Origin of the sequence: Achromobacter mucicolens (assembly GCF_029866465.1) — a bacterium.
Taxonomy (GTDB): Bacteria; Pseudomonadota; Gammaproteobacteria; order Burkholderiales; family Burkholderiaceae_B; genus Achromobacter; species Achromobacter mucicolens.
Genome location: NZ_CP123364.1, coordinates 2493763 through 2514724 on the forward strand (window position 1 = coordinate 2493763; position 20962 = coordinate 2514724).

The 20962-nt window shown below is 68.4% G+C and carries 24 protein-coding genes; 8 read left to right on the plus strand and 16 right to left on the minus strand.

All coding sequences use genetic code 11. From position 1 onward, the window contains the following. Position 1: 1 nt before the first annotated feature. The 5 genes from QEP15_RS11395 to queE form a co-directional block, all read right to left on the minus strand. Complete coding sequence (locus tag QEP15_RS11395; RefSeq protein WP_025140452.1) at positions 2 to 214, minus strand: DUF1656 domain-containing protein; 213 nt, start codon at positions 212 to 214, stop codon at positions 2 to 4. Then, the gene (locus QEP15_RS11400; protein WP_280148787.1) at positions 211 to 2262 is read right to left on the minus strand and encodes an FUSC family protein; all 2052 of its coding nucleotides are present in this window, start codon (positions 2260 to 2262) and stop codon (positions 211 to 213) included. The genes QEP15_RS11395 and QEP15_RS11400 overlap by 4 nt, the downstream gene beginning before the upstream one ends. Beyond that, positions 2259 to 2732, minus strand: a complete 474-nt coding sequence (locus QEP15_RS11405; protein WP_128829467.1) for a MarR family winged helix-turn-helix transcriptional regulator — start codon at positions 2730 to 2732, stop codon at positions 2259 to 2261. The genes QEP15_RS11400 and QEP15_RS11405 overlap by 4 nt, the downstream gene beginning before the upstream one ends. 142 nt (positions 2733 to 2874) lie before the next feature. Beyond that, positions 2875 to 3318: a 6-carboxytetrahydropterin synthase QueD gene (gene queD / locus QEP15_RS11410; RefSeq protein ID WP_279990980.1), complete on the minus strand. Its 444-nt coding sequence runs from the start codon at positions 3316 to 3318 to the stop codon at positions 2875 to 2877. Between the two features lie 28 nt (positions 3319 to 3346). Then, positions 3347 to 3979: a 7-carboxy-7-deazaguanine synthase gene (gene queE / locus QEP15_RS11415; RefSeq protein WP_056317195.1), complete on the minus strand. Its 633-nt coding sequence runs from the start codon at positions 3977 to 3979 to the stop codon at positions 3347 to 3349. Positions 3980 to 4189: 210 nt separating this feature from the next. Between queE and arfB the strand changes: the two genes are divergently transcribed. From arfB to QEP15_RS11435, 4 genes are all read left to right on the plus strand, one after another. Then, the gene (gene arfB / locus QEP15_RS11420; RefSeq protein ID WP_152384299.1) at positions 4190 to 4606 is read left to right on the plus strand and encodes an alternative ribosome rescue aminoacyl-tRNA hydrolase ArfB; all 417 of its coding nucleotides are present in this window, start codon (positions 4190 to 4192) and stop codon (positions 4604 to 4606) included. Positions 4607 to 4614: 8 nt separating this feature from the next. Continuing rightward, entirely contained in the window at positions 4615 to 5307 is a 693-nt protein-coding gene (locus QEP15_RS11425; protein ID WP_280148788.1) for a DUF2238 domain-containing protein, read from the plus strand. 69 nt (positions 5308 to 5376) lie between these two features. After that, complete coding sequence (locus tag QEP15_RS11430; protein WP_056317201.1) at positions 5377 to 5724, plus strand: ArsR/SmtB family transcription factor; 348 nt, start codon at positions 5377 to 5379, stop codon at positions 5722 to 5724. 51 nt (positions 5725 to 5775) lie between these two features. Further along, on the plus strand, positions 5776 to 6831 hold the full coding sequence (locus QEP15_RS11435; protein WP_280148789.1) for an alkene reductase: 1056 nt from the start codon (positions 5776 to 5778) through the stop codon (positions 6829 to 6831). Positions 6832 to 6834: 3 nt separating this feature from the next. Here the strand turns inward: QEP15_RS11435 and QEP15_RS11440 are convergent, their stop codons facing one another. Beyond that, complete coding sequence (locus QEP15_RS11440) at positions 6835 to 7671, minus strand: CPBP family intramembrane glutamic endopeptidase (protein WP_280148790.1); 837 nt, start codon at positions 7669 to 7671, stop codon at positions 6835 to 6837. Between the two features lie 162 nt (positions 7672 to 7833). Between QEP15_RS11440 and QEP15_RS11445 the strand changes: the two genes are divergently transcribed. After that, the gene (locus QEP15_RS11445; RefSeq protein WP_280018977.1) at positions 7834 to 8208 is read left to right on the plus strand and encodes an MAPEG family protein; all 375 of its coding nucleotides are present in this window, start codon (positions 7834 to 7836) and stop codon (positions 8206 to 8208) included. Between the two features lie 60 nt (positions 8209 to 8268). On the opposite strand, the gene QEP15_RS11450 is transcribed toward QEP15_RS11445, so the two are convergent. The 10 genes from QEP15_RS11450 to QEP15_RS11495 form a co-directional block, all read right to left on the minus strand. Beyond that, positions 8269 to 8703: a carboxypeptidase-like regulatory domain-containing protein gene (locus QEP15_RS11450; protein WP_142055502.1), complete on the minus strand. Its 435-nt coding sequence runs from the start codon at positions 8701 to 8703 to the stop codon at positions 8269 to 8271. A gap of 128 nt (positions 8704 to 8831) precedes the next feature. Beyond that, positions 8832 to 9632 (minus strand): NRDE family protein, encoded by an 801-nt coding sequence (locus QEP15_RS11455; protein ID WP_217618450.1) that lies wholly within the window; start codon positions 9630 to 9632, stop codon positions 8832 to 8834. 3 nt (positions 9633 to 9635) lie between these two features. After that, entirely contained in the window at positions 9636 to 11615 is a 1980-nt protein-coding gene (locus QEP15_RS11460) for an FUSC family protein (RefSeq protein ID WP_227741221.1), read from the minus strand. Positions 11616 to 11635: 20 nt separating this feature from the next. Further along, positions 11636 to 12118: a YbaK/prolyl-tRNA synthetase associated domain-containing protein gene (locus QEP15_RS11465; protein ID WP_056317222.1), complete on the minus strand. Its 483-nt coding sequence runs from the start codon at positions 12116 to 12118 to the stop codon at positions 11636 to 11638. Between the two features lie 63 nt (positions 12119 to 12181). Further along, on the minus strand, positions 12182 to 12907 hold the full coding sequence (locus tag QEP15_RS11470) for a response regulator transcription factor (RefSeq protein WP_062841504.1): 726 nt from the start codon (positions 12905 to 12907) through the stop codon (positions 12182 to 12184). A 131-nt stretch (positions 12908 to 13038) separates the two neighbouring features. Then, on the minus strand, positions 13039 to 14505 hold the full coding sequence (locus QEP15_RS11475; RefSeq protein WP_175155381.1) for an efflux transporter outer membrane subunit: 1467 nt from the start codon (positions 14503 to 14505) through the stop codon (positions 13039 to 13041). 4 nt (positions 14506 to 14509) lie between these two features. Beyond that, complete coding sequence (locus QEP15_RS11480; protein ID WP_128829460.1) at positions 14510 to 15655, minus strand: ABC transporter permease; 1146 nt, start codon at positions 15653 to 15655, stop codon at positions 14510 to 14512. Further along, entirely contained in the window at positions 15652 to 16599 is a 948-nt protein-coding gene (locus QEP15_RS11485) for an ABC transporter ATP-binding protein (protein ID WP_175155382.1), read from the minus strand. Before QEP15_RS11485 ends, QEP15_RS11480 begins: the two co-directional genes overlap by 4 nt. Further along, complete coding sequence (locus tag QEP15_RS11490; protein WP_217618454.1) at positions 16596 to 17549, minus strand: HlyD family secretion protein; 954 nt, start codon at positions 17547 to 17549, stop codon at positions 16596 to 16598. The genes QEP15_RS11485 and QEP15_RS11490 overlap by 4 nt, the downstream gene beginning before the upstream one ends. A gap of 2 nt (positions 17550 to 17551) precedes the next feature. Next, complete coding sequence (locus QEP15_RS11495) at positions 17552 to 18331, minus strand: TetR/AcrR family transcriptional regulator (RefSeq protein WP_280148791.1); 780 nt, start codon at positions 18329 to 18331, stop codon at positions 17552 to 17554. A gap of 162 nt (positions 18332 to 18493) precedes the next feature. Here QEP15_RS11495 and QEP15_RS11500 point away from each other — a divergent pair, with 162 nt between their 5' ends. From QEP15_RS11500 to QEP15_RS11510, 3 genes are all read left to right on the plus strand, one after another. Continuing rightward, positions 18494 to 19543 (plus strand): NADP-dependent oxidoreductase, encoded by a 1050-nt coding sequence (locus QEP15_RS11500; RefSeq protein WP_280148792.1) that lies wholly within the window; start codon positions 18494 to 18496, stop codon positions 19541 to 19543. Further along, on the plus strand, positions 19540 to 20220 hold the full coding sequence (locus QEP15_RS11505; protein ID WP_056317241.1) for a type 1 glutamine amidotransferase domain-containing protein: 681 nt from the start codon (positions 19540 to 19542) through the stop codon (positions 20218 to 20220). Before QEP15_RS11500 ends, QEP15_RS11505 begins: the two co-directional genes overlap by 4 nt. A gap of 142 nt (positions 20221 to 20362) precedes the next feature. After that, complete coding sequence (locus QEP15_RS11510; protein WP_217618455.1) at positions 20363 to 20962, plus strand: HD-GYP domain-containing protein; 600 nt, start codon at positions 20363 to 20365, stop codon at positions 20960 to 20962.

Below are 20962 nucleotides of genomic sequence, written 5' to 3' on the forward strand. Positions count from 1 at the left end.
CCTATCTCTGAAGAAAATAAGGGGAAATGAGGGAGACGCCGTACAGCAGCACCACGAAGAGCGCCAGGTCAAAGAGCGCGGGGTGCCACACCAGGCGATACAGCCCGGCGCGCGCCAGCACGCGCCGCACCGCCCAGGCCACGCCCAGGGTGACGACGCCCAGCACGAGCAGCCAGGGGAAGTAAATGCCGTAGAGATTGAATTCGCCGATCATGATGCGTGGCCCTCCAGCGTGGGATGGGCGGGTTGGAAGTCGGGCGCGTCGGGAAAGAAGGCGCGGCGGATGCCGACCAGCGCCACCACGGCGCGGTCGCGCGCGTGGGGCCCCTGCGGCGTGGCGGCCACGCTGCAGAGCGCGCGATCGATCTGCGCCAGGAACTCGGTTGTCTTGTCTTGCGTGCGCCCCGACGAACGCAGCCGGAAAAACTGCGCCAGGCTGTCGAGCACCGGCTGGATCGTGGATTCGGCCATCGGCAGATGGCGGCGCGCCCGCTGCAGTTCGGTGATGTCGCGGCCCACGCGCAAGTCCTTCAGCGCATCGGCGGCCACCAGGTCGTCGGGCCGCTTGGCCAGCGCCAGGCGCGGCTGCAAAAGGCCGATGCGGTCCAGCATGCGGGCGGCATAGGTGTGGCGAAACGGCGCGCGGGGCGCGCTGGCCAGCGTCGCCAGCTCTTTCCAGTTGGCGGCCTGGATGCGGCGCGCGCTCCAGTCGGCGCTGACCGTGCGGAAGATGGCGGCGATGATCGCGGCGGTGGCCACGCCGATGCACTGCGCGACCTGCGTGTCGATGAAGGACACGACGTCGGCGGTGTGGGTGTCTTGCAGCGCCATCGTGCCCAGGAATCCGAACAGCATGGCCATGGCCTTGCCGGTGCTGGCCGGGCGGGCAATGAAGACGCCCAGCACGAACGCGGTCGGCAGCATGGACAGCGCCAGCATCTCGAAGGAATGAATGGCCGGCATGATGCCCAGCAGATACAGCGCCGACAGCGGAATCGAATACACCGTGTAGGTCAGGAACTGCATGATGCCGGGCACGGGATTGTCCTGCGAGGCGAAAAAGCAGCTGAAGATCGCGGCCATCAGCGCGGCGGTGGCGCCGTTGCTCCATGCCGTGCCGATCCAGAAAAGGCAGCACACGGAAATGGCCAGGCCGGCGGCCAGCGCCGACAGCAGCGCCATGCCGTGGTCGCGATGCAGCGCGGCATTGGGGTCGCGGGCCGTGCGCGGGGTGCGCACCGGCGCGCCCTGCAACCCCGCGCGGATGTCGCGGCGCAGGGCCAGGCATTCGTCGTACGTGTCGATCAGTTCGCGCAGGCGCGTCATCAGGCTGGCCAGCAGCGCGTCGCGCCAGGTCGAGCGGCTGTCGATCCCGGGCGTCAGCCGGGTGACCGCGGCGCGCAGTTGGACGGCGGTCTCGTGCGAGGCCTGGGCGCCGGCATTGATCCATTCCGAAATATCGGCCAGCAGCGCCTGCACCGGTTCTGGCAGCGTTTGGCCGTCTGCCTGCAAGGCGCGCATGCGGTCTTCGACGGCGGACACGGCCGGCGTCAACGCCGCGATCTGGTCCTGCATGGCACGCACGGCGCCCGCGGTCCAGCGCAGATTGCTGGTGTCAAAGGGAACGTGGGTGGACAAGAGGCGCAATTGCGTAATGTCGTTGGCCAGCACGCGGCGGTCCTTGTCGCGCTGTTCGGCAGTCTTGCCGCTCAGCGTGTCGTGCATCCAGTTGCGTGCGTCGCGCACGGCCTTGTCCAGTTGCAGCGTCAGCGCGGGCGCCAGGCCGCGGGGCAGGACGATGCTGTGGATCAGCGTGGCGCACACGATGCCCAGGCTGATCTCCTCGACGCGGGCGAGGGCCGTGTCAAAGACCAGGGACGGGTCGGTGACGCTGGGAAAGCCGATCATGGCGGCGGTGTAGCCGGCCAGCATGAACAGATAGGACCGCGGCGTGCGGTCCAGCACCGACATGTACAGGCAGGCGCCCACCCACAGCACCATCGCGCCGGTCATGACGACGGGCGAGTTCGACAGGCGCGGCACCATGTAGACGGTGGCCGCCGACCCGGCGAAGGTGCCGATCAGGCGATACAGGGCCTTGGAACGCACCGCGCCGGACCACGGCTGGGCCACGACATAGGCGGTGGTCATCGCCCAGAACGGACGCGGCAAACCAATGCTGTAAGCCAGATAGAGCGCCATGATGGCGCTCAGGTAGCTCTTGAGCGAGAAGAGGGTTTCGCGGACGTTCGGCAGTTTCATGGCCGCGCGTCCTCTTGCGCGCCGGCGCCGCTGCGGCCCAGCGACACCTTCAAGGCGTCGAAGACGCGCAGGCAGGCCTGCAGATCCGATTCGCTGACACCCTGGAAGACGCGGCGGCGCAGTTCGACCAGCACCTCTTCGACCTGCGCGCGCAGCGCATGGCCGGCGTCGGTCAGATGCAGGGTGCGTGCGCGGCGGTCGTGGGGATCTTCGCGGCGTTCCATCAGGCCGGCGGCCACCAGCTGGTCCAGCACGCGCACGAGTGAGGGGCCTTCAACGCCCAAAGCTTCGGCCAGCGCGCCTTGGCGAACCCCGTCGCCAAGTCGGCCGGCCAGGATGACGGGCCACGCGGTTGCCTGGGAGAGTCCGTAGTCGGCAAGCGCCTTGTCGGCAGCGCCGCGATAGGCGCGCGACAGCACCATCAGGTTGGCGGTGGTGGCCATGAGCTGGGAGTCGGAAGGAGTAAGCATGGAATCGATTGTATCCTATCTATTAGCTTACTAATGATTGAAAATGGCGACTCTCTCGATAGATTTTCTCAATTGGGAAAATAACGGGGCGGTTTTCCGTGAGTGGAAAACTGGGGGTGGCACCCGTCCACCCCCTCAGGGATCAACCGTTGCAGTCGGCCCAGCAGTTCGGCGTTTCGTACAGACGCACGCGCGTCAGGCGCAGTTCAGCGCCGTAGTGGCCGTGGTAATGCGGCGCCAGCGTTTCAAACACGATGGTGGCCAGGTTTTCGGCCGTGGGGATGCGGTCCAGCACGACGGTCTTGTGACCGGGCAGCGTGTCCAGGAAGCCGCGCACGGCGGTGTCGCCTTCGAAGACCAGGAACGCGTGGTCCCAGATGTCCACGATGTGGGTCTTGGCGATGTGCTTGATCTCGGAGAAGTCCATGACCATGCCGTTGTCGGACTCGCCGGGCGCCTGCACCACGTCGCCCGTCAGGGTGATTTCCAGCACATAGCGGTGGCCGTGCAGGTTGCGGCACTGGCTGCGGTGGTCGGGAATGCGGTGGCCGGCGTCGAACTCGAGCCTGCGGGTCACGGAAATCATCGTGCGCTCCGCGAGGCGTGGGGGTAAATCATGGAATGCCTATGTATTTGTGGGTTTGCAGGCTGAGCCGCCATTGCGGATGCTGCATACAGTACTGGACGGCCTGCTCGGTGTTGGCTGCGCGCGCCGGACCGTCCATGGGTTGCAGGAAAAAGTGTTCGAAATCCAGGTGCGCGAAAGCGTCGGGCAGGGCGTTCAGTTGCGGGTAGACCAGCTTGAGCTCGTTGCCGCGTTCGACCACGACCGGGGCCGTGCCCTTGGGGCTGACGCAGATCCAGTCCACGCCGGCGGGCGGCTTGATGGTGCCGTTGGTTTCGATGGCGACGGTGAACCCGCGGGCGTGGATGGCGTCCAGCAGCGGCGTGTCCAGTTGAAGCAGCGGTTCGCCGCCCGTGAAGACCACGTAGCGGTTGTCGGCCCCGGGGCCCCAGGCCGCGGCGATGGCGTCGGCCAGCAGATCCGCCGTGGCGAATTTGCCGCCGCCGTCGCCGTCGGTGCCGATGAAGTCGGTGTCGCAGAAGGTGCAGGCGGCGCTGGCGCGGTCGCTTTCGCGGCCGGACCACAGATTACAGCCCGCGAACCGGCAAAATACCGCCGCGCGGCCTGCATGGGCGCCTTCGCCTTGCAAGGTCTTGAAGATTTCTTTGGCGGAGTAAGTCATGGGGAGTGCGGGCGGCTGGCCGCCCCGGATTCGAGCAAAAGCGCATCATTTTACTTGGCGCGGCCGATATCCGCCGAAAGACCCTGCGCCACGCGGGTTCGCCGCCGTTGGCAGGCGGGTGCGCCGCGCCCGGAAAATCGCGGGATCCGCATGCGCGCCGTTCTCCGTGCCTGCTGCGCGAAGCCTGCCGGCCCTGTAGACTTGCCGCCTATGTTTCACGTCCAAGACTCGCTATTCATCGACGAGCGCGACCTGACTTTCACCATGATCCGCGCGCAGGGCGCCGGCGGGCAGAACGTCAACAAGGTCTCCAGCGCCGTCCACCTGCGCTTCGATGTGCGCGCTTCCCGCCTGCCACCCGAGGTGCAGGATGCCGTGTGCGCGCTGAACGACCACCGCATCTCCAAGGAAGGCGTGATCGTCATCAAATCGCAGTCGTTCCGCAGCCAGGAAAAGAACCGCGCCGAGGCCATCGAGCGCCTGGTGGGCATGGTGCGGTCGGCCATCCGGGTGGACAAGCCGCGCCGCGCCACCAAGCCGACGCGCGCCTCGCAGCGCCGGCGCGTGCAGCGCAAGGTGCTGCACGGCGAGGTCAAGCGGCTGCGCGGCCGGGTGCAGGGCGATTAGAGGCCGCCATGGTCGACGCACGCCGCCGTTACCTGCTCACCCTTGCCGGGGTGTTTGCCGTCATCTGGGCGGCGCTGGCCATCGATCCGCACGACCGCTCGGCCTGGGCGCTGGAAAATGCGCTGGTGCTGGGCCTGGGCATCGTGCTTTTTGCCACGCGGCACGCGTTCGTGTTCTCGCGCGTGTCGTACACATTGATCTTCCTGTTTCTGTGCCTGCATACCATCGGGGCGCACTATACGTATTCCCTGGTCCCGTACGACGAGTGGTGGCGTGCCTTGACCGGGCGTACGCTCAACAGCCTCTTGGGCTGGGAGCGCAACAACTTCGACCGCGTCGTGCATTTCTCGTATGGCCTGCTGCTGGCCTACCCGATCCGCGAGATCTTCCTGCGCGTGGCCGAGGTGCGCGGGTTCTGGGCGTACTTCCTGCCGATGGACGTCACGCTGTCGACCTCGGCCCTGTACGAACTGATCGAGTGGGGCGCTGCCGAGTTCTTTGGCGGCGACCTGGGCGCGGCGTATCTGGGGACGCAGGGCGATATCTGGGATGCGCAGAAGGACATGGCGCTGGCGGCGCTGGGCGCGGTCATCGCCATGGCCATCACCGCCCTGGTCAACCGGAAAGCGCGGCGCGACGTCGCGCGTGACTGGGCCGACAGTCTGAAGCCCGAACGACGGCGGCACGCCGAAAATCCTTGAAGTCCATAGGGGCATGACGATATATCGCTTAAACCCGATATATGATTCGATAAATTGCGATATACCAATATGACCGCAACTTCCTCACGCACCGAGCAGGACGCCACGCAACCCGCGATCGACGCAGACGCCATTCTCAAGGCGCTCGCCAATCCGGTCCGCCGCGACATCCTGACCTGGCTGAAGACGCCGCACGCCCATTTCGAGGAACGCCCGGGCCACACCTTTGAACACGGGGTGTGCGCGGGCCATATCGATGATCGCTGCGGCCTGTCCCAGTCGACGGTGTCGTCGCATCTGGCCGTGCTGCAGCGCGCCGGCCTGATTTCAGCGACCAAGGTGGGGCAGTGGGTCTTTTTTCGTCGCAATGAACCCGTGATTGCCGCGTTTCTGCGGCAGTTGAACCAGGATATGTAGCCCGTCTGCCATACCCGCAAGCGCCCCATTGCCGGGACGAAAGGATGTTTCATGAACCCGTTGTTTGAACCGCTGAAAGTCGGCGACCTGACGCTGCGCAACCGTGTCGTGATGGCGCCGCTGACCCGTCAGCGCGCCAGCGCCGGCCGCGTGCCCAATGACCTGATGGTCGAGTACTACACCCAGCGCGCCGGTGCCGGCATGATCCTCACGGAAGCCACCGCGGTCACGCCGCAGGGCGTCGGCTACGCGGATACCCCGGGGCTGTGGTCGCCCGAACAGGTCAAGGGCTGGCGCAAGGTGACGTCCGCGGTGCACGACAAGGGCAGCGTGATCGTCGCGCAGCTCTGGCACGTGGGGCGCATTTCCGACCCGATGTTCCTGGACGGCGAACTGCCGGTCGCTCCCAGCGCCATCGCGGCCAAGGGCCATGTCAGCCATGTCCGTCCCAAGCGCGCCTACGTGACGCCGCGCGCCCTGGAAACCGCGGAGATCCCCGGCGTGGTCGAGGCTTACCGCCACGGCGCGCAGATGGCGATGGATGCGGGCTTCGACGGCGTCGAAGTGCATGCCGCCAACGGCTACCTGCTGGACCAGTTCCTGCAGGACAGCACCAACCATCGCACGGACCAGTACGGCGGCTCCATTGAAAACCGCGCGCGACTGCTGCTCGAAGTGGTCGAAGCTTGCGTGGCGGTCTGGGGCGCGGGCCGCGTCGGCGTGCATCTGTCGCCGCGCGCGGACGCCCACGACATGGGCGATTCGGATCTGCCCGGCCTGTTCGGCTATGTGGCGCGTGAACTGGGCGAGCGCGGCATCGCCTTCCTGTGTGCCCGCGAACACGAAGGTCCGGACAGCCTGGCGCCGATGATGAAGGCCGAATTCGGCGGCGTGTTCATCGCCAACGAAGGCTACACGCGCGAAACCGCCGAGGCCGCCGTGGCCGCCGGCCGTGCCGACGCCGTGGCGTTTGGCGTGCCGTACATCGCCACGCCTGATCTGGCCGAGCGTCTGCAGCAAAATGCGCCGCTCAACACGCCGAACCCGGCCACGTTCTACGCATCGGGCCCGGAAGGCTATACCGACTACCCGGCAATGGCGGCCTGACGTTCAGAGTGCGGCGCGCATCGGATAGGTAAACCATCCGAAGTGCGCCGCGTTCAGCCCCAGATGCGCCAGTACGGCGGCGGCCAGGCCGCCGTAGCGGTAGGCCACGCCGTATCCCACCCCCGCCAACGCCGCCAGCAGCATCCACTGCCACCCGCCGGCGTAGTGCGCCAGCCCGAACAGCGCGGCCGCCACGGCCAGCGCCGCCCAGGCGCCCCACGGATGATGACGCCACCATTGCGTCAGACGCTCCTGCACATATCCTCGAAACAACGCCTCTTCGGCCAGCGTGACGAGCAGGGCGTTGTTCAGCAGCCAGATCCACCCGGAAGCGGGCCACTTGGGCGCCCATCCCACCACCCCCAACGCCAGCGCCAAGCCCAAACAGGCCGTCACTGCGCCCGCGCACGCCAGCAACGCCGCCTGCAAGGTCAGCCGCGCATGCGCCGCGGCCATCGGCGGGGCCAACACCAGCACCACCCAGAACCCCACGAGCGGCTTGTCCATATTCAGGTACATGCCGAACGGCACCGCGTCTGGCGTGAGCGGCGCGGGCGCAATGACGCGCAGGTTGTGAAAACCGGGCAACAGATGGGCAAAGAGCAGCACGGCCACGGCGACGAAGAGCGCATGACCGGCCGCGCGCGATGCCGGCCCTGCGCCGGCGCGCACCAGCGCGGCCGCAGCAAGCAGCAGTGCCGGCCACGCCAGCGCCACGGGATCCACGACGCCGTCGGCCAATGCCCAGGCCCACGCCACCGCCAGGGGGGCTAGCGCCCAGCGGCGCGTGCCAGGCGGCCACAAGAGGGCGGCGGCCAGGAACAGGGCAAACCACGGCATGACGTGCGGCATCGGCGGGTGGGAGGCTATCGCGAAGGCCTGAGTGTACGCGCGCGCCCGCGCCGGCTTTGCCTTGCCGGTGATTTCAGGCGACCATGCGGCAGCGGCGGCACATGCCCCGCATGTCAGGCGGACATGGCGCCGCCAGCAATGGAGTCAGGAATGAAGACAATCGCGTGGTTGATGCTGGCCGCGGCGCTGCTGCCGTTCGTGTGCACGATCATCGCCAAGGCAGGCGGCAAGAAGTTCGACAACAACGATCCGCGCGCGTGGCTGGCGCGGCAGGATGGGTGGCGCGCGCGGGCAAATGCCGCGCAGGTCAACACATTCGAAGCGTTGCCGTTTTTCTACGCCGCGGTGTTGTTCGCGCTGTACAACCAGGCCTCGCCCGCGCACGTTGCCACGCTGATGGCGTGCTGGCTGGGCACGCGGCTGGGATACCTGGCGATGTACCTGGCGAACTGGGGCGCGCTGCGCTCGCTGGTCTGGACGGCGGGCGTGGGGTTCGTGATCGCGATCCTGTTCGCGGGCGTCTGAACCTGCGGCGCACGACCCAATGAGACTGGCCGCGGCGTTACGCGCCGCGGCCGCCCGGCATCACTTCCACTCGAACATGGCGCGCGCGGTGCCCGTGCCTTGCACCGTGACCTCACGGTCCTGCGCCTGGCCGTCGTACGTGGCCGATATCTTGTAGCTGCCCGCAGGCAGCTTCACCAGCATGTAGGGGCCTTGCGACGTGGTCTGCAGCACGGCCTTGCCTTGGGCGTCCCGAATGGCGACGGTCACGTCGGCCACGTAATCGGCCTTGCCGCCGCGTTGGGCGGCAAAGGTCAGCGCCAGCGGATAGCTGCTGGACGCGGCCTTCATGGCTTCCGATTCGTCGATGCCGATGCCGCCGCTGACGTACTCCACCGTGCCCTGATGCTGCACGGGCGGCATGCCCGCCTGGGCGGTGGACAGGACGCCTGCAATGGCCATGCTGCCCAGGGCCATGGCGGCGGCCATCGTGCAGCGTTCAAAACGTTTGTTCATGGAATTCTCCTGCAGGAAAACCGGCGGGGCAGCGCGTTGTGGCTGCCCCCGGCGGTAGCTTGCAACGATTCGACTTGACCGCGCAAGGCGAGTTCGCGTCCGTCCGCCTAGGAAATCAACCGTTTGTATCAGGCGCCGCGTGCCGGGTCGCTGCCGCCGGCCTCGTGCCAGGAAAACGTCAGCTGGCTGACGCCGCTGACAGCGCCATCCGGGGCAAAACGCCGTTCCTCGAGCTGGGCGGCGCCGTTGCCATGCAGCGCCATCACGCTGGAACTGCGCGTGCCGTACGTCGCGCTGACGATGAAGGGGCTGCTCAGCAGTCGCTCGCGGTCGGGCGGCAGGCCGGTGGCGGGCAAGTCTGCATCGTCCGCCGGGCTGCGGTCGGCGAGCGCGGTGAACAGCGCGGGCAGGTCCGGCTGCGGCTGGTGGTGCAGCACGGCGGTGAACGCGGCCTTGGTTCGCGCCAGCTTGGGCCAAGGCGTGTCCAGCAGGTGATTTGACAGGGCATAGATGCCGGGCGCCAGCGCGCGCGGCCCGCCGTCGCGGTTGCTCAGGTACCACGCCTGGCGGGCGTCGCCCACGATCAGGTTGAAGCCGTTATAGGCCTGGTCCACGTCATGCACCGTTTCCAGATACGCCTGCGGCGTCATGGCGCCGCGCAGAAAGTCCTCGACCAGCGCGCCGCGCGACGGCGCGTCGTCCAGATGCCGGCCGGGCTCGCGAAAGTTGGTGACCAGCGCGTAGCGCCCCTCGGTCGTCGCGCCCATCCACGTGCCGCCCGCCTGGCCGTCGCGCCCGGCGTAGATATTCGGGGCGTCCGGCCATTGCGCGGCGGGCAGGGTGGGACGCGCGTGAAACTCGTCGCGGTTCGCGGCGATCAGGACGGGGATGCCGGGCAAGAAGTGCAGGGCCAGTACGGCAAGACACATGATTCAGACCTGATGAAGGGGGGAGGGATTGGCAGGGCGGCCGGGCGCGGCGGTGAAGTCGGGTCCGGCCAGCGTGGCGCGCAAGGCTTCGATCTGCGCGGCGACGTCGCGCAGCGCGGGCGAAGGCGTCGAGATCGCATCGCCAGGCACGGGCAGGCCCTGTTCGACGGAGCCGGCAATGCGATCCAGGGCGGCGGCCAGTTGGGCGACCTCGGCGGCGGGCGGCGCGGCCTGGCCGTCAGGCAGCGACCAGGCCGTGTCCGAGATGGCGTTGGCCACGCGTTCCAGCGCCACTTCGACCGGCCACCAGGCCAGCGCGCGGCGGCTGACCAGCCGGGGCTCGGACAGCCCGCGCTGCAAGGCGATGCGCAGGTCCGACAGGCGCGAGTAGGCGCGGGCGCGCAGGTCGTGCCGTTTGTCGGGATCGGCCTGAAAGACCGTGTTCAGGTACGCCGCCAGCGTGGACGTGGCCGAGGACACGGCATGGTCCAGATTGCTGCGTTCGATCCGGATCCAGGGCAGATAGCCCACCAGCAATACGATGGCCGCCGCGACGCCCACGTCCACCAGCCGGGCCAGCGCAATGGCCCAGCTCCCCGGCTGCAGCGCGCCGATCAGCAGCATGAGGATGGGCAGCATGATGGCCGAAAACAACCCATAGTTGCGCCGTATCGACCACGGCAGCAGCGCGGCCAGCGCGGCAACCGTCAACAGGCTGGCAAGGCCGCCCCGGTCCAGCGCGAGGACGGTGGCGCTGATGCCCACGCCCACCACGCTGCCCGCGCAGCTTTGCAGCGCGCGCGCGAACACCGAGCCGAAGTTGGGCTTGAACACCACCACGACGACGAGCGGCACCCAGTAGGACCGCGGCAGCGCGGCCGCCAGGGCGACAGCCTCGGCGGCAAGCAGGCACAGCCCCAGACGCACGAGATACCGCACCGTCGTCGGTCCGGGCCGGTACGTGCGGACCAGCACGCGCCAAGGCGTACGCGCGGGTGCGGGTTGCAGCGTCGCGAAGGCGTCGGGCTGCGCGGCGCGGGCGCCGTTCAGCAACAGTTGCACCTGCTCCAGCGCCTCGGCCAGCTGCGGCATGCCGGCCCGGCGCAGGGCGGCGATGTCGTCGCGCGCGTCCGGTTCGGCATCGTTTTCGACCCGGTCGGCCACGTGGTTCATGACGCGGGCGCACTCGGGCGGCAGTACCCGGCCGGCGCGCGCCAGCGTCAACGCGGCATTGGTGAGCGGCGTGCAGGCCTGCAACTGCGCGGCCAGGCGCGCCAGCCGCGGCGTCGGGCCGGCCGACCGGCCACGCGCGGCCAGCACGGTGTCATAGGCGGCGGTCATGGCCGCTTCCATGTCGCGGCGCGCGGCCATGACCCGCGAGGTGCCGATCGCCGTGAACATTGCCGCCAGCTTGCGGTAGGCCTGCGCCACCGCGGCCCGCTCCGGCGCGATGGGGTTCACCACCCACCCGGACAGCGTCAGCGCCAGGCCGAACAGCCCGCCCGCGCCGACCAGCACCGGCGGCATCCACGCGGGCAGCGTGGACGTCAAGCTGGAGCCGACGATGACGTAGGTGGCAAATTGCAGCGTGGCGACGGCGGCGATGTTGTTGAAAGTGCCGACCAGGCTGGCCGCCAGCACCAGCACCATCATGGCCGCGGAGGTCCACAGGCCGTGCCCGGCGATCAGGTTGCCCAGCAGGTAACCCAAGGCGCCGCCGAACACCGTGGACCCGATCGAAAGCGCCCGGTTGCGGTAGGGGCCGCCGTTGTCGCCCGTGATGGCGGGCAGCGCGCCCAGCGCCACCAGCGCGGCCGCCGCGCCCTGGTCCAGCGCCATGCCCACCGCCGTCGGCAGGCCGATGGCCAGCGCGGCGCGCAGCATCACCCACGGATTCACCGGCGACGGCTCCATGTGCGCCAGGCTCATCAGCCAGCGCATGTTCGAGGCGTGCGCGACGCGGCTTATGGATGGGCGGGACACGGTGGCCTCATGGGCGGCTGTCAGGCCTTGATGAGCGGCGCCTCTTCAGGCGCGGCCAGGCGGAAGTAGTCGTCGGTGTTTAGCAGGATGGACGCGTCCAGGCGTCCCGCGTTGAACACGATTTCGGCGTGGCGTTCGCGCAGGCTGGGGTCCACCAGTAGCGTCAGGTCCGGATTGAAACTGAAGGGCGGAATCGCGCCGATCTCGCAGCCGGTCAATTCGCGCGCCAGGTCCTGCGACGCGAGCGAGGCCTTCTTGCCGCCGGCCGCCCGCGCAATGGCGTCCAGGTCGGCCTGCTTGTCCGCGGGAAAGACGGCCAGCACGTTCTTGCGAAGGTTGGAAGAGATCTTTACGCGGCAGACCAGCGCCTTCGCGCCCTGGCTGACCTCGGTGCCGCGAATGGCGGCGACCTCGACGGAACGCCCGGCCGCGGCATGTTCAAGCAGGCGGTAACGGGCCTGGTTCTGGATGAGCAGGGCTTGCAGGCGTTCGAAGACTTCCATGGGACTCGGGGCAGAAGCGGCCGGGGGTCGGCCTTGTACGCGAAATCATACGCCCGCGGCGCGCTAGATTTCCCCGGTGAATGCGTAGCCCCAGCCCCACACGGTACGGATGGGCAATTCCACGTCGACGTCCTGGGCCTTGCGCCGCAGGCGGCTGACGACGACGTCCGTGCGGCGGACGGATTCGCGGCCGGAATGCGGATCGATGCCCGGCGGGTCGCCGCGCGGCATGCGCTTGTCGGGCGAGCCGGTCAGCTTGAGCAGGAAGTCGCGTTCGGCCTGGGTCAGCGCCAGGCGCGTGCCGTGGGGGCTGACGAGCGTCCAGGCCGCGTCCAGGAATTGCCACTTGCCGGTCGGTTCGGCGGGGGCTGCGGCCACGGCTGGGCGCGGCTCGGCCTCGGGGGCGCGGCGGCCGGCGGCGGTGGGCACGCGGCGCACAAGCGCCTGCAGGGCGGCCGCGATCTCGCCCGTGGCGACGTCGGGCGAAAAGCAGGCGTCGGCGCCGCAGTGCAGGCCCAGGATGCGGTTCTCGGGGGTGTCGAAGGCGGAAATGGCGACGATGCCGGCGGTGGTGTCCATGGCGCGCAGACCTGCGACGGCCATGCAGAGATCGGTAAATTCGGCTTGCATCACGAGCAGCGGGGTGCGGCGGGCCTGGAACAGGCGGAACAGTCCGTTGGAGTCTTCGCAAGGACGCGGCGAGAACCCCATTTCGGCCAGTTCCTCGCTGCGGCGCACGCGCTGGCCGGCGTCGGGAGCGAAGACGATCAGGTCTAATAGGTCATTCATGAATCGGTGTAAACATCATGCAGCTTGAGCACAGGCATGATGCAACGGTTACACCGCTTTCCAAAAAGCGCTCAACGACACTTTCCTACCCGAATTCTCGGCCATGGGCGCGGGAATCGCCTTTTGGCGGCTCACGGCACGACGGCAACCGCCTCATTCCACCATCCGCCGCCCAGCGCTTGTAACAAGGCGGCCGTGTCGGTGTAGCGCGCCGCGTCGGCCTCGATGCGCGAAATCCGCGTCTGTAACACCTGCCGCTGGCTGTCCAGCAGGCTCAGGTGGCTGATGCCGCCGGCCTGGTAGCGGCCCGCGGCGATGCGGCCGGCGTCGTCCGCGCGGCGCCAGGCGTCGTCATAGGCCGCGAAGGCCTCGCCGTCCGTCTGCAGCGCGCGCAGCGCATCGGCCACCTGGCGCAAACCATCCAGCACGGTCTGGCGGTAGGCCGCCGCGGCCGCATCATACGCGGCTTCGGCCGAGCGCTTGCGCGCGCGCAGCTCGCCGCCGTGAAAGAGCGGCTGGACAAGGCCCAGGCCAAGATTCCAGACATTCACGCCATTGGCCAGTTCGTTCGCGCCCGTGCGCTGGGAACCGAAGCTGGCGGTCAGCGTGAACTGCGGATACAGGTTGGCCGTGGCAACGCCCACGTCGGCCGATGCCTTGTGCCACAGGGCTTCGGCGGCCAGGATGTCGGGCCGCTGGCGCGTCAGCGCCGAGGGCACGCCCGTGGGCACATCCGGCGGCAGCGTCAGGTCCGCCAGGCGCAGCGGGGGCGACTGCAGGCTGGCGGGCGGCATGCCCAGGTAGGTCGCAAGCTGATGGGTCACCTGCGCCAGCTGGTATTCCAGCGGCGGCAGGGTGGCGCGCGTCTGCGCGACCAGCAGCTCCTGGTTGCGCAGGTCGGCCAGGGCGATGCCGCCCGCCTCCAGCCGTTTCTGCATGATGTCCTGCTGGTTCCCCTGCGCGGCCAGCAGATCGCGCGTGGCCGCCAGCCGCTCGGCCAGGTCCGCCTGGCGGATGGCGGCGGTGACGACGTTGGCCGCCAGAGACATGCGTGCCGCCTGCAGTTCGTGGGCCTGGTAATCCATTTGCGCAGCCAGGCTTTCCAGCGCGCGGCGGTTGGCGCCGAACACGTCCAGGGTGTAGGACACGTCGATGGAGGCGTTGTAGAGCGTGAAGGGCGGGGGCGGCTCGGCGACCGGCACGCCATAGGCCGCCGGATCCACCTTCTTGCGGGCTGCCGACAGGTTGCCGTCCACCGCGGGCAGCATGCGCCCGCCGGTGTCGGCGGCCAGGTCTTCCTGCGCCTGCCGCAACCGCGCGCGCGCCTCATCCAGCGTGGGGCTGGCGTCGAGCGCCTGGCGCACCAGCCGGTCCAGCGGCTCCGACTGGAACAACCGCCACCACTGCCCGGGGATGTCGGCGCCCGCCTGCAGGCGTTGCTGTCCCGGCGGCAGCGCGTCCTGTCCGGGCGTATAGGACGACACGGCGGGCGCGGCCGGCTTGTCGAAGTCGGGGCCGACCGCGCAGGCGGTCACGAGGGCGCAGAGCGCCGAGACGGCCAGGGGGCGGGAAGCGGGCAGGTGGCGGGCGCGGAGCATGGGATCAATCCAGGGTGCGGCGGTAGAACTTCACGGCGGCGGTCATCACGATGACGGTGAACAGCATCAGCGGCCAGATGTTGGGCCACAGGTCCCACCAGCCGTTGCCCTTGAGCAGGATCCCGCGGATCAGCCGGTTGAAGTACGTCAGCGGCAGCAGGTTGCCCAGGTGCTGCGCCCACATCGGCATGCCCTGGAACGGAAACATGAAGCCGGACAGCAGCATGTTCGGCAGGAAATAGAACATGGTCAGCTGCATGGCCTGAAGCTGGTTCTGCGCCAGCGACGACAGCGTGATGCCGACCGTCAGGTTTGCCGCGACGAACAGCAGCGCGGCCAGGTAGACGGACAGCAGGCTGCCCATGACGGGCACGTGGAACACGAAATGCGCCGCCGCGAGAATGATGGTGGCCTGGATGAGACCAATGGCGATGTAGGGCACGATCTTGCCGGTCATCACCTCGATCGGCCGCACCGGCATCGCCAGCAGGTTTTCCATGGTGCCGCGCTCTCGCTCGCGGGTCATCGCCAGCCCGGTCATCATCACCAGCGTCATGGTCAGGATCACGCCCATCAGCCCCGGCACCGTGTTGTATTGCGAGATCTGTTCTTCGTTGTAGAGCTGGTGGATGCGCACGTCGAAGGGCGGCTGGCCGCCCGCCAGGCTTGCCAGCGGCCCGGTCAGGTCCTTCTGCGCAACGGCCTGGGTGAGCTGGGTGGCCGCGCCCAGCGCCATGCCGGTGGCCATGGGGTCGGTAGCGTCCGCCTCGATCAGCAGGGCGGGGCGTTCGCCGCGCAACAGGCTGCGGGTGAAGTCGGGCGGGATGGTCACGACGAACAGCACGCGGCCCTGCGCCAGGGCGGCGCGGCCCGCTTCCTCGGTGTCCAGTTCCTCGACGATGTGAAAGTAGTCCGACGAACGCATCGCCGCGATGAAGCTGCGCGTGAACGGGCTGTGGTCCGAGGCGATGATGGCGGTGGGCATCTGGCGCGGGTCGGTATTGATGGCGTACCCGAAGAGCGCCAGCTGCATGATGGGCAGGCCGACGATCATGCCGAAGGTGATACGGTCGCGGCGCAGCTGCAGGAATTCCTTGAGCACCATGCTCCACCAGCGCGACCACGAAAAGCCGTTCAGGCGCGCGGTCATGGCTGGCTCGCAAAGTTGTCGGTGGACCGGTTCATCAGGTAGATGAAGACGTCTTCCAGGCTCGTGTCCACGCGTTCCAGCCGCAGGTCCTGGCCCGCGATGGCCGCGCGCAGCGTGCTTCCCAGCTGCGCCGCGTCCTTGCCGCTGACATGCAGCGCCGACCCGAACGCGACCGTCTGGTCGACCCCGGGCGCGCCGCGCAGCTGCTGGCCCAGCGGAACCAGGTTGGCGCCGTGGATCGCCCAGGTGGTCAGGTCCTGTTCGGCGATGACCTCGTCGGCGGTGCCCTGCGTGAGCAGCTTGCCGTACGAAATGTAGGCCAGCTTGTGGCAGCGTTCGGCCTCGTCCATGTAGTGGGTGCTGACCAGCACCGAGATGCCGCGCGCCGCCAGTTCATGCAGCTGCTCCCAGAAATCGCGCCGCGCCGTCGGGTCCACGCCGGCGGTGGGCTCGTCCAGCAGCAGCAGCCGTGGCTGGTGCAGCAGGCAGGCGGCCAGCGCCAGCCGCTGCTTCCAGCCGCCGGACAACGATCCCGTCAACTGTCCCGCGCGGCTTTGCAGCCCCAGATCCTGCAGCGCGCGGTCCACGGCCTCCTTGCGCTGGTCCATTCCGTACATGCGCGCCACGAAATCCAGGTTCTCGCGGATGGTCAGGTCTTCCCAGTACGAGAACTTCTGCGTCATGTAGCCGACGTTGCGCTTGATCTGGGCGCTGTCGCGCAGGATGTCGTAGCCCAGGCAGGTGCCGCTGCCCGAATCCGGCGTGAGCAGGCCGCACATGAGGCGGATGCAGGTTGTCTTGCCGCTGCCGTTGGGGCCCAGGAAGCCGAAGATTTCGCCCTCGCGCACCTGCAGCGTCACGTCATTCACGACGTGCTTGTTGCCGAAGTGCTTGTTCAGGCCGTGAACGTCGATGACGTTGGTGGCGGAGCCGGGGGCGCTCATGGCAGGGTGGCCTCCACCGGCTGGCCCGGATGCAGCCGCGCCGCCACGTCGGCAGCGGGGCGCGCTTCCACCATGTACACGAGCTTGCTGCGGCTTTCGCGGCTGTAGATCACGGGCGGGGTGTATTCGGCCTGATCCGATACGTAATCGATGCGCACGGGTATCGGATCGCCGCAGCCATCGCAGCGCAGCGTGGCCTGTTGCCCGATCTTCAGCGACCCCACGACCGTCTCCGGCACAAAAAAGCGCACCTTGATGTTGCCGGGCGGCAGCAGGCTGACGACGGGGCTGCCGGCGGGCACCCATTCGCCCACCCGGTACATCGTGTCGAACACCCGGCCCGCGGACGGCGCGGCCAGCTGCTTCTGGGCCAGCGTCCATTCGGCTTGCGCCAGCGCGGCGTCGGCCGCCTCCACTTGCGAGGCCTGCGCGCGCCGCGCGTCGTCGCGCCCCGGCAGCCGGTTCACCTCGACCTGCGCCTGCAGTTCGCGCACGCGCGCCGCGTCCGACTGCGCCTGCTCGCGGCTATCGTCCAGCTGCGAACGCGGGATGCCGCCGATGCGGAACTGCGCATTGTCGCGGGCAAGCTGCGCGGCGGACCGCCGGCTGGCCGCCTGCGCCTGCGCCAATTGCGCCAGGCTGACGTCGACTTCGGGGGGCCGCTTTCCGGTGGCGATGTCCTCCAGCTGGGCGCGCGCCGCCGACAGCTCGGCCTGGGCCTGATCGCGCGCGGCGGCTTCGCGCGTGGCGTCCAGTGTGTAGAGCGGCTGGTTGGCGTCGACCTGCTGGCCGCGCCGCACCGCCAGCGTGTCCAGGCGCCCCGGCTCGGACGAGGCCACATAGACGTAGTCGCCCTCCACGTAGCCCTGGTAGAAGGCCTGGTCGTGGTTGCCGCAGCCGAAAAGCGTCAGCAAGGCCAGGGAAGCGGGCAGAAGGCGGAGGGTGCGCATGGTCAGCGTCCTGAAGACGAGGAGGTTGGCGGCGTGGTGGGCGCAAAGAGGCCGCCGGTCAGCATGGCGATCGCGTGGCGCGCGATCGCGTCGTTGTCGATGGTCTGCGCCACCGGGTCGTTCTGCCAGATGCGGCGCCATAAATTCGACGTGGCCAGCGGCAGCAGCGTCATGCCCAGAATGGACAGGAACACCAGGCGCGGTTCCACCCCCGGCGTGATGGCGCCGCGCCGCTGGCATTCGGCAATGAGGCCAGCAAACGCCTGAAGCCGGTCCGACGGCAGATGGCGCAGCACGCGATCGCGCAGCTGGCCGCCTTCGTTGACAACTTCGTGCATCCACAGCGAGGGCAGCCAGGGCTTTTCGGTCGCGCTCTGGACCACGCGGCCCACGATTTCCGTGATGAAGCCGCGCGCCGCCGACGCCGGATCGGGCAGGGGGGGCGCGGGCGTGCCGCCAGCAGGTGGGCCATCAGCAGCCGGCCCTCCGGCGGCTCCACCCGGCTCAAGCGGCACGGGCGCCCAGACATAGCCGATGACGGGCACGATCCGCTCCAGCACCACGGCGTCGATCAATTGGTCGCGGCTCTTGAAGTAGTAATGCAGCATCGCCGGCGTGACACCCGCGCGCTGCGCGATGTTGGCGATCGTGGTGGCGGCCACGCCCTGCGCGGCGAACAGCTGCGTGGCCAGATCCAGCAGATTGGCGCGCGCGGTGGCGTTTTCCGGACGCGGCGGCCGCCCGGGACGGCGAGGGGGCGAAGAAGGGGATGCGGAAGCCATGCGTTGGATTCTAATTAAAGAATTAATTAATTAAAAGGGGGCTCGATCATCAGGGTTTCAGCAGTTGCCGGCGGCTTGCGATGGTGTAATGGTCCGGTTCCCCACCACGCCGCCCGGGCGTGTCGCGAGGCCCGGCCGGCTCCATGAAGGAGGCCGCACACCATGCCCCAATCCGCTTCAACCAACCGCCGTATCGTGCTTGCCGCGCGGCCGCACGGCGTGCCCGCCGATACCGACTTCCGCCTGGAAACGGGCGAAGTCCCCCAACCCGGCCCGGGCCAGGTGCTGCTGCGCACGGTCTACCTGTCGCTCGACCCCTACATGCGCGGCCGCATGAGCGATGCTCCGTCGTACGCCGAGCCCGTGCAGATTGGCGAACCGATGGTCGGCGGCACCGTCACGCGGGTCCAGGCCTCGAATAATCCGCAGTTTCCAGTCGGCGAATGGGTGCTGGCGCAGACCGGGTGGCAGGACTACGCCGTGTCCGACGGCGCGGGCCTGCTGCGCCTGGGCGCCCACCCCGAAAACCCGTCCTGGTCGCTGGGCGTGCTGGGCATGCCCGGCTTTACCGGCTACATGGGACTGCTGGACATCGGCCAGCCCAAGGCGGGCGAAACCGTCGTCGTGGCCGCTGCCAGCGGGGCGGTGGGCGCGGTGGTGGGCCAGATCGCCAAGATCCACGGCTGCAAGGTCGTGGGCATTGCCGGCGGACCCGACAAGTGCCGCTACGTGGTCCAGGAGCTGGGCTTTGACGAATGCCTGGACCATCGGCAGCCGGACCTGGCAGGCCGCCTGGCCGCGGCCGTGCCCCAAGGCATCGACGTGTATTTCGAAAACGTCGGCGGCGCCGTCTTCGATGCCGTGCTGCCGCTCTTGACCCCGCGAGCCCGCGTGCCGGTCTGCGGACTGATCTCGGCCTATAACGCGACCAGCCAGCCCGAGGGCCCGGACCGGCTCGCGCTGCTCATGCGCACCATCCTGACGAAGCGGCTGAAAATGCAGGGGTTCATCATTTTCAACGAGTACGCGCACCGCTACGGTGAATTCCGCGACGCCATGCTGGACCTCATCAAGCAAGGCCGCATCAAGTATCGTGAAGACGTGGTCGACGGCCTGGAGAACGCCCCGCGCGGGCTGATCGGGCTGCTCAAGGGCGAAAATGCCGGCAAACGCATTGTGCGGGTCGGCCCTGACGAATGGAGCGCTACATGAACATCCTGATCGTGCTGACTTCCCACGACACGCTGGGCAACACGGGACGCAAGACGGGCTTCTGGCTTGAAGAGTTTGCGGCGCCGTATTACGCGTTCCTGGACGCCGGCGCCAAGCTCACGCTGGCCTCGCCGCTGGGCGGCCAGCCGCCGCTCGATCCCAAGAGCGACGATCCCGACGCGCAGACGGACGACACGCGCCGCTTCAAGCAAGACAGCGACGCGCAGCGCGTGCTGGCATCCACGCGCCGGCTGTCCGAGGTGCAGGCCTCGGACTACGACGCGGTCTTCTATCCCGGCGGCCACGGCCCGCTGTGGGACCTGGCCGAAGACAACAATTCGGTGGCGCTGATCGAAACCATGCTGGCCGCCGGCAAGCCGGTATCGGCCGTGTGCCATGCGCCCGGCGTGTTGCGTCACGCCAAGACCGCCGACGGCAAGCCGCTGGTGCAGGGCAGGCAGGTCACGGGCTTTTCCAACGCAGAAGAAGCGGCCGTGCAGTTGACCGATGTCGTGCCGTTTCTGGTCGAGGACGAACTGAAAAAGCTGGGCGGGCTGTACAGCAGCGGGCCGGACTGGCAGCCGCACGTGGTCAGCGATGGCCTGCTCATCACGGGGCAGAATCCCGGCTCGTCGGTGGGCGTGGCGCGCGCGCTGCTGGAACGCCTGAAGGACTGACCGCCGCCGGGCGCGCAGGGCAGGACATGAGCCGGGCCGCACGCCAAGCGCGATGCGGCCCGGCATTGTGGCGGATTGTGTCAGAATCCCGCCTTTCTGAACTGAGCGCGCCGTCATGCCGTTGCGGCGCGCGTGCTTTCCAATGCCCCCCGACGTCCCCGATCTCCCAGCAGGAACTTATGAAGCGGCGCTTTTCGCCGCCATGCAGGCGCGCGACCCGGCCACTGGCCGGCATTGCAAAAGGGTGATGGCGCTAAGCGTTGCGCTGGCCCGGGCCTGCGGGCTGCCGCAGGATGAACTGGACGTCGTGTCCGTGGCGGCGCGGCTGCACGACGTGGGCAAGATCGGCACGCCCGACCGCGTGCTGCTTAGCCCGCATCGGCTGGAAAAGGAAGACTGGGAAATCATGAAGGCGCACGCTGCGGCGGGCGCCTTCATCATCCTGCAAACCGCGATGCCGCAGCGCGAAGCCATTGCGCTGGCGGTGCGGCATCACCACGAACACTTCGACGGCTCCGGTTATCCGGATGGCCTGTCGGGCCACGCCATTCCGCTGCATGCGCGCATTATTTCGGTGGCCGATTCCTACGACGCGCTGGGCGATGCGCGGCCTTACCATCCGGCGCGCACCCACACGCAGATCATGCGGATCCTGAACCAGGAGGCGGGATCGAAATGCGATCCCGACCTGCTGCGCGTCTTCGAATCGATGATCGGGGGCAGCCCGCTACGCGTGCCGTAG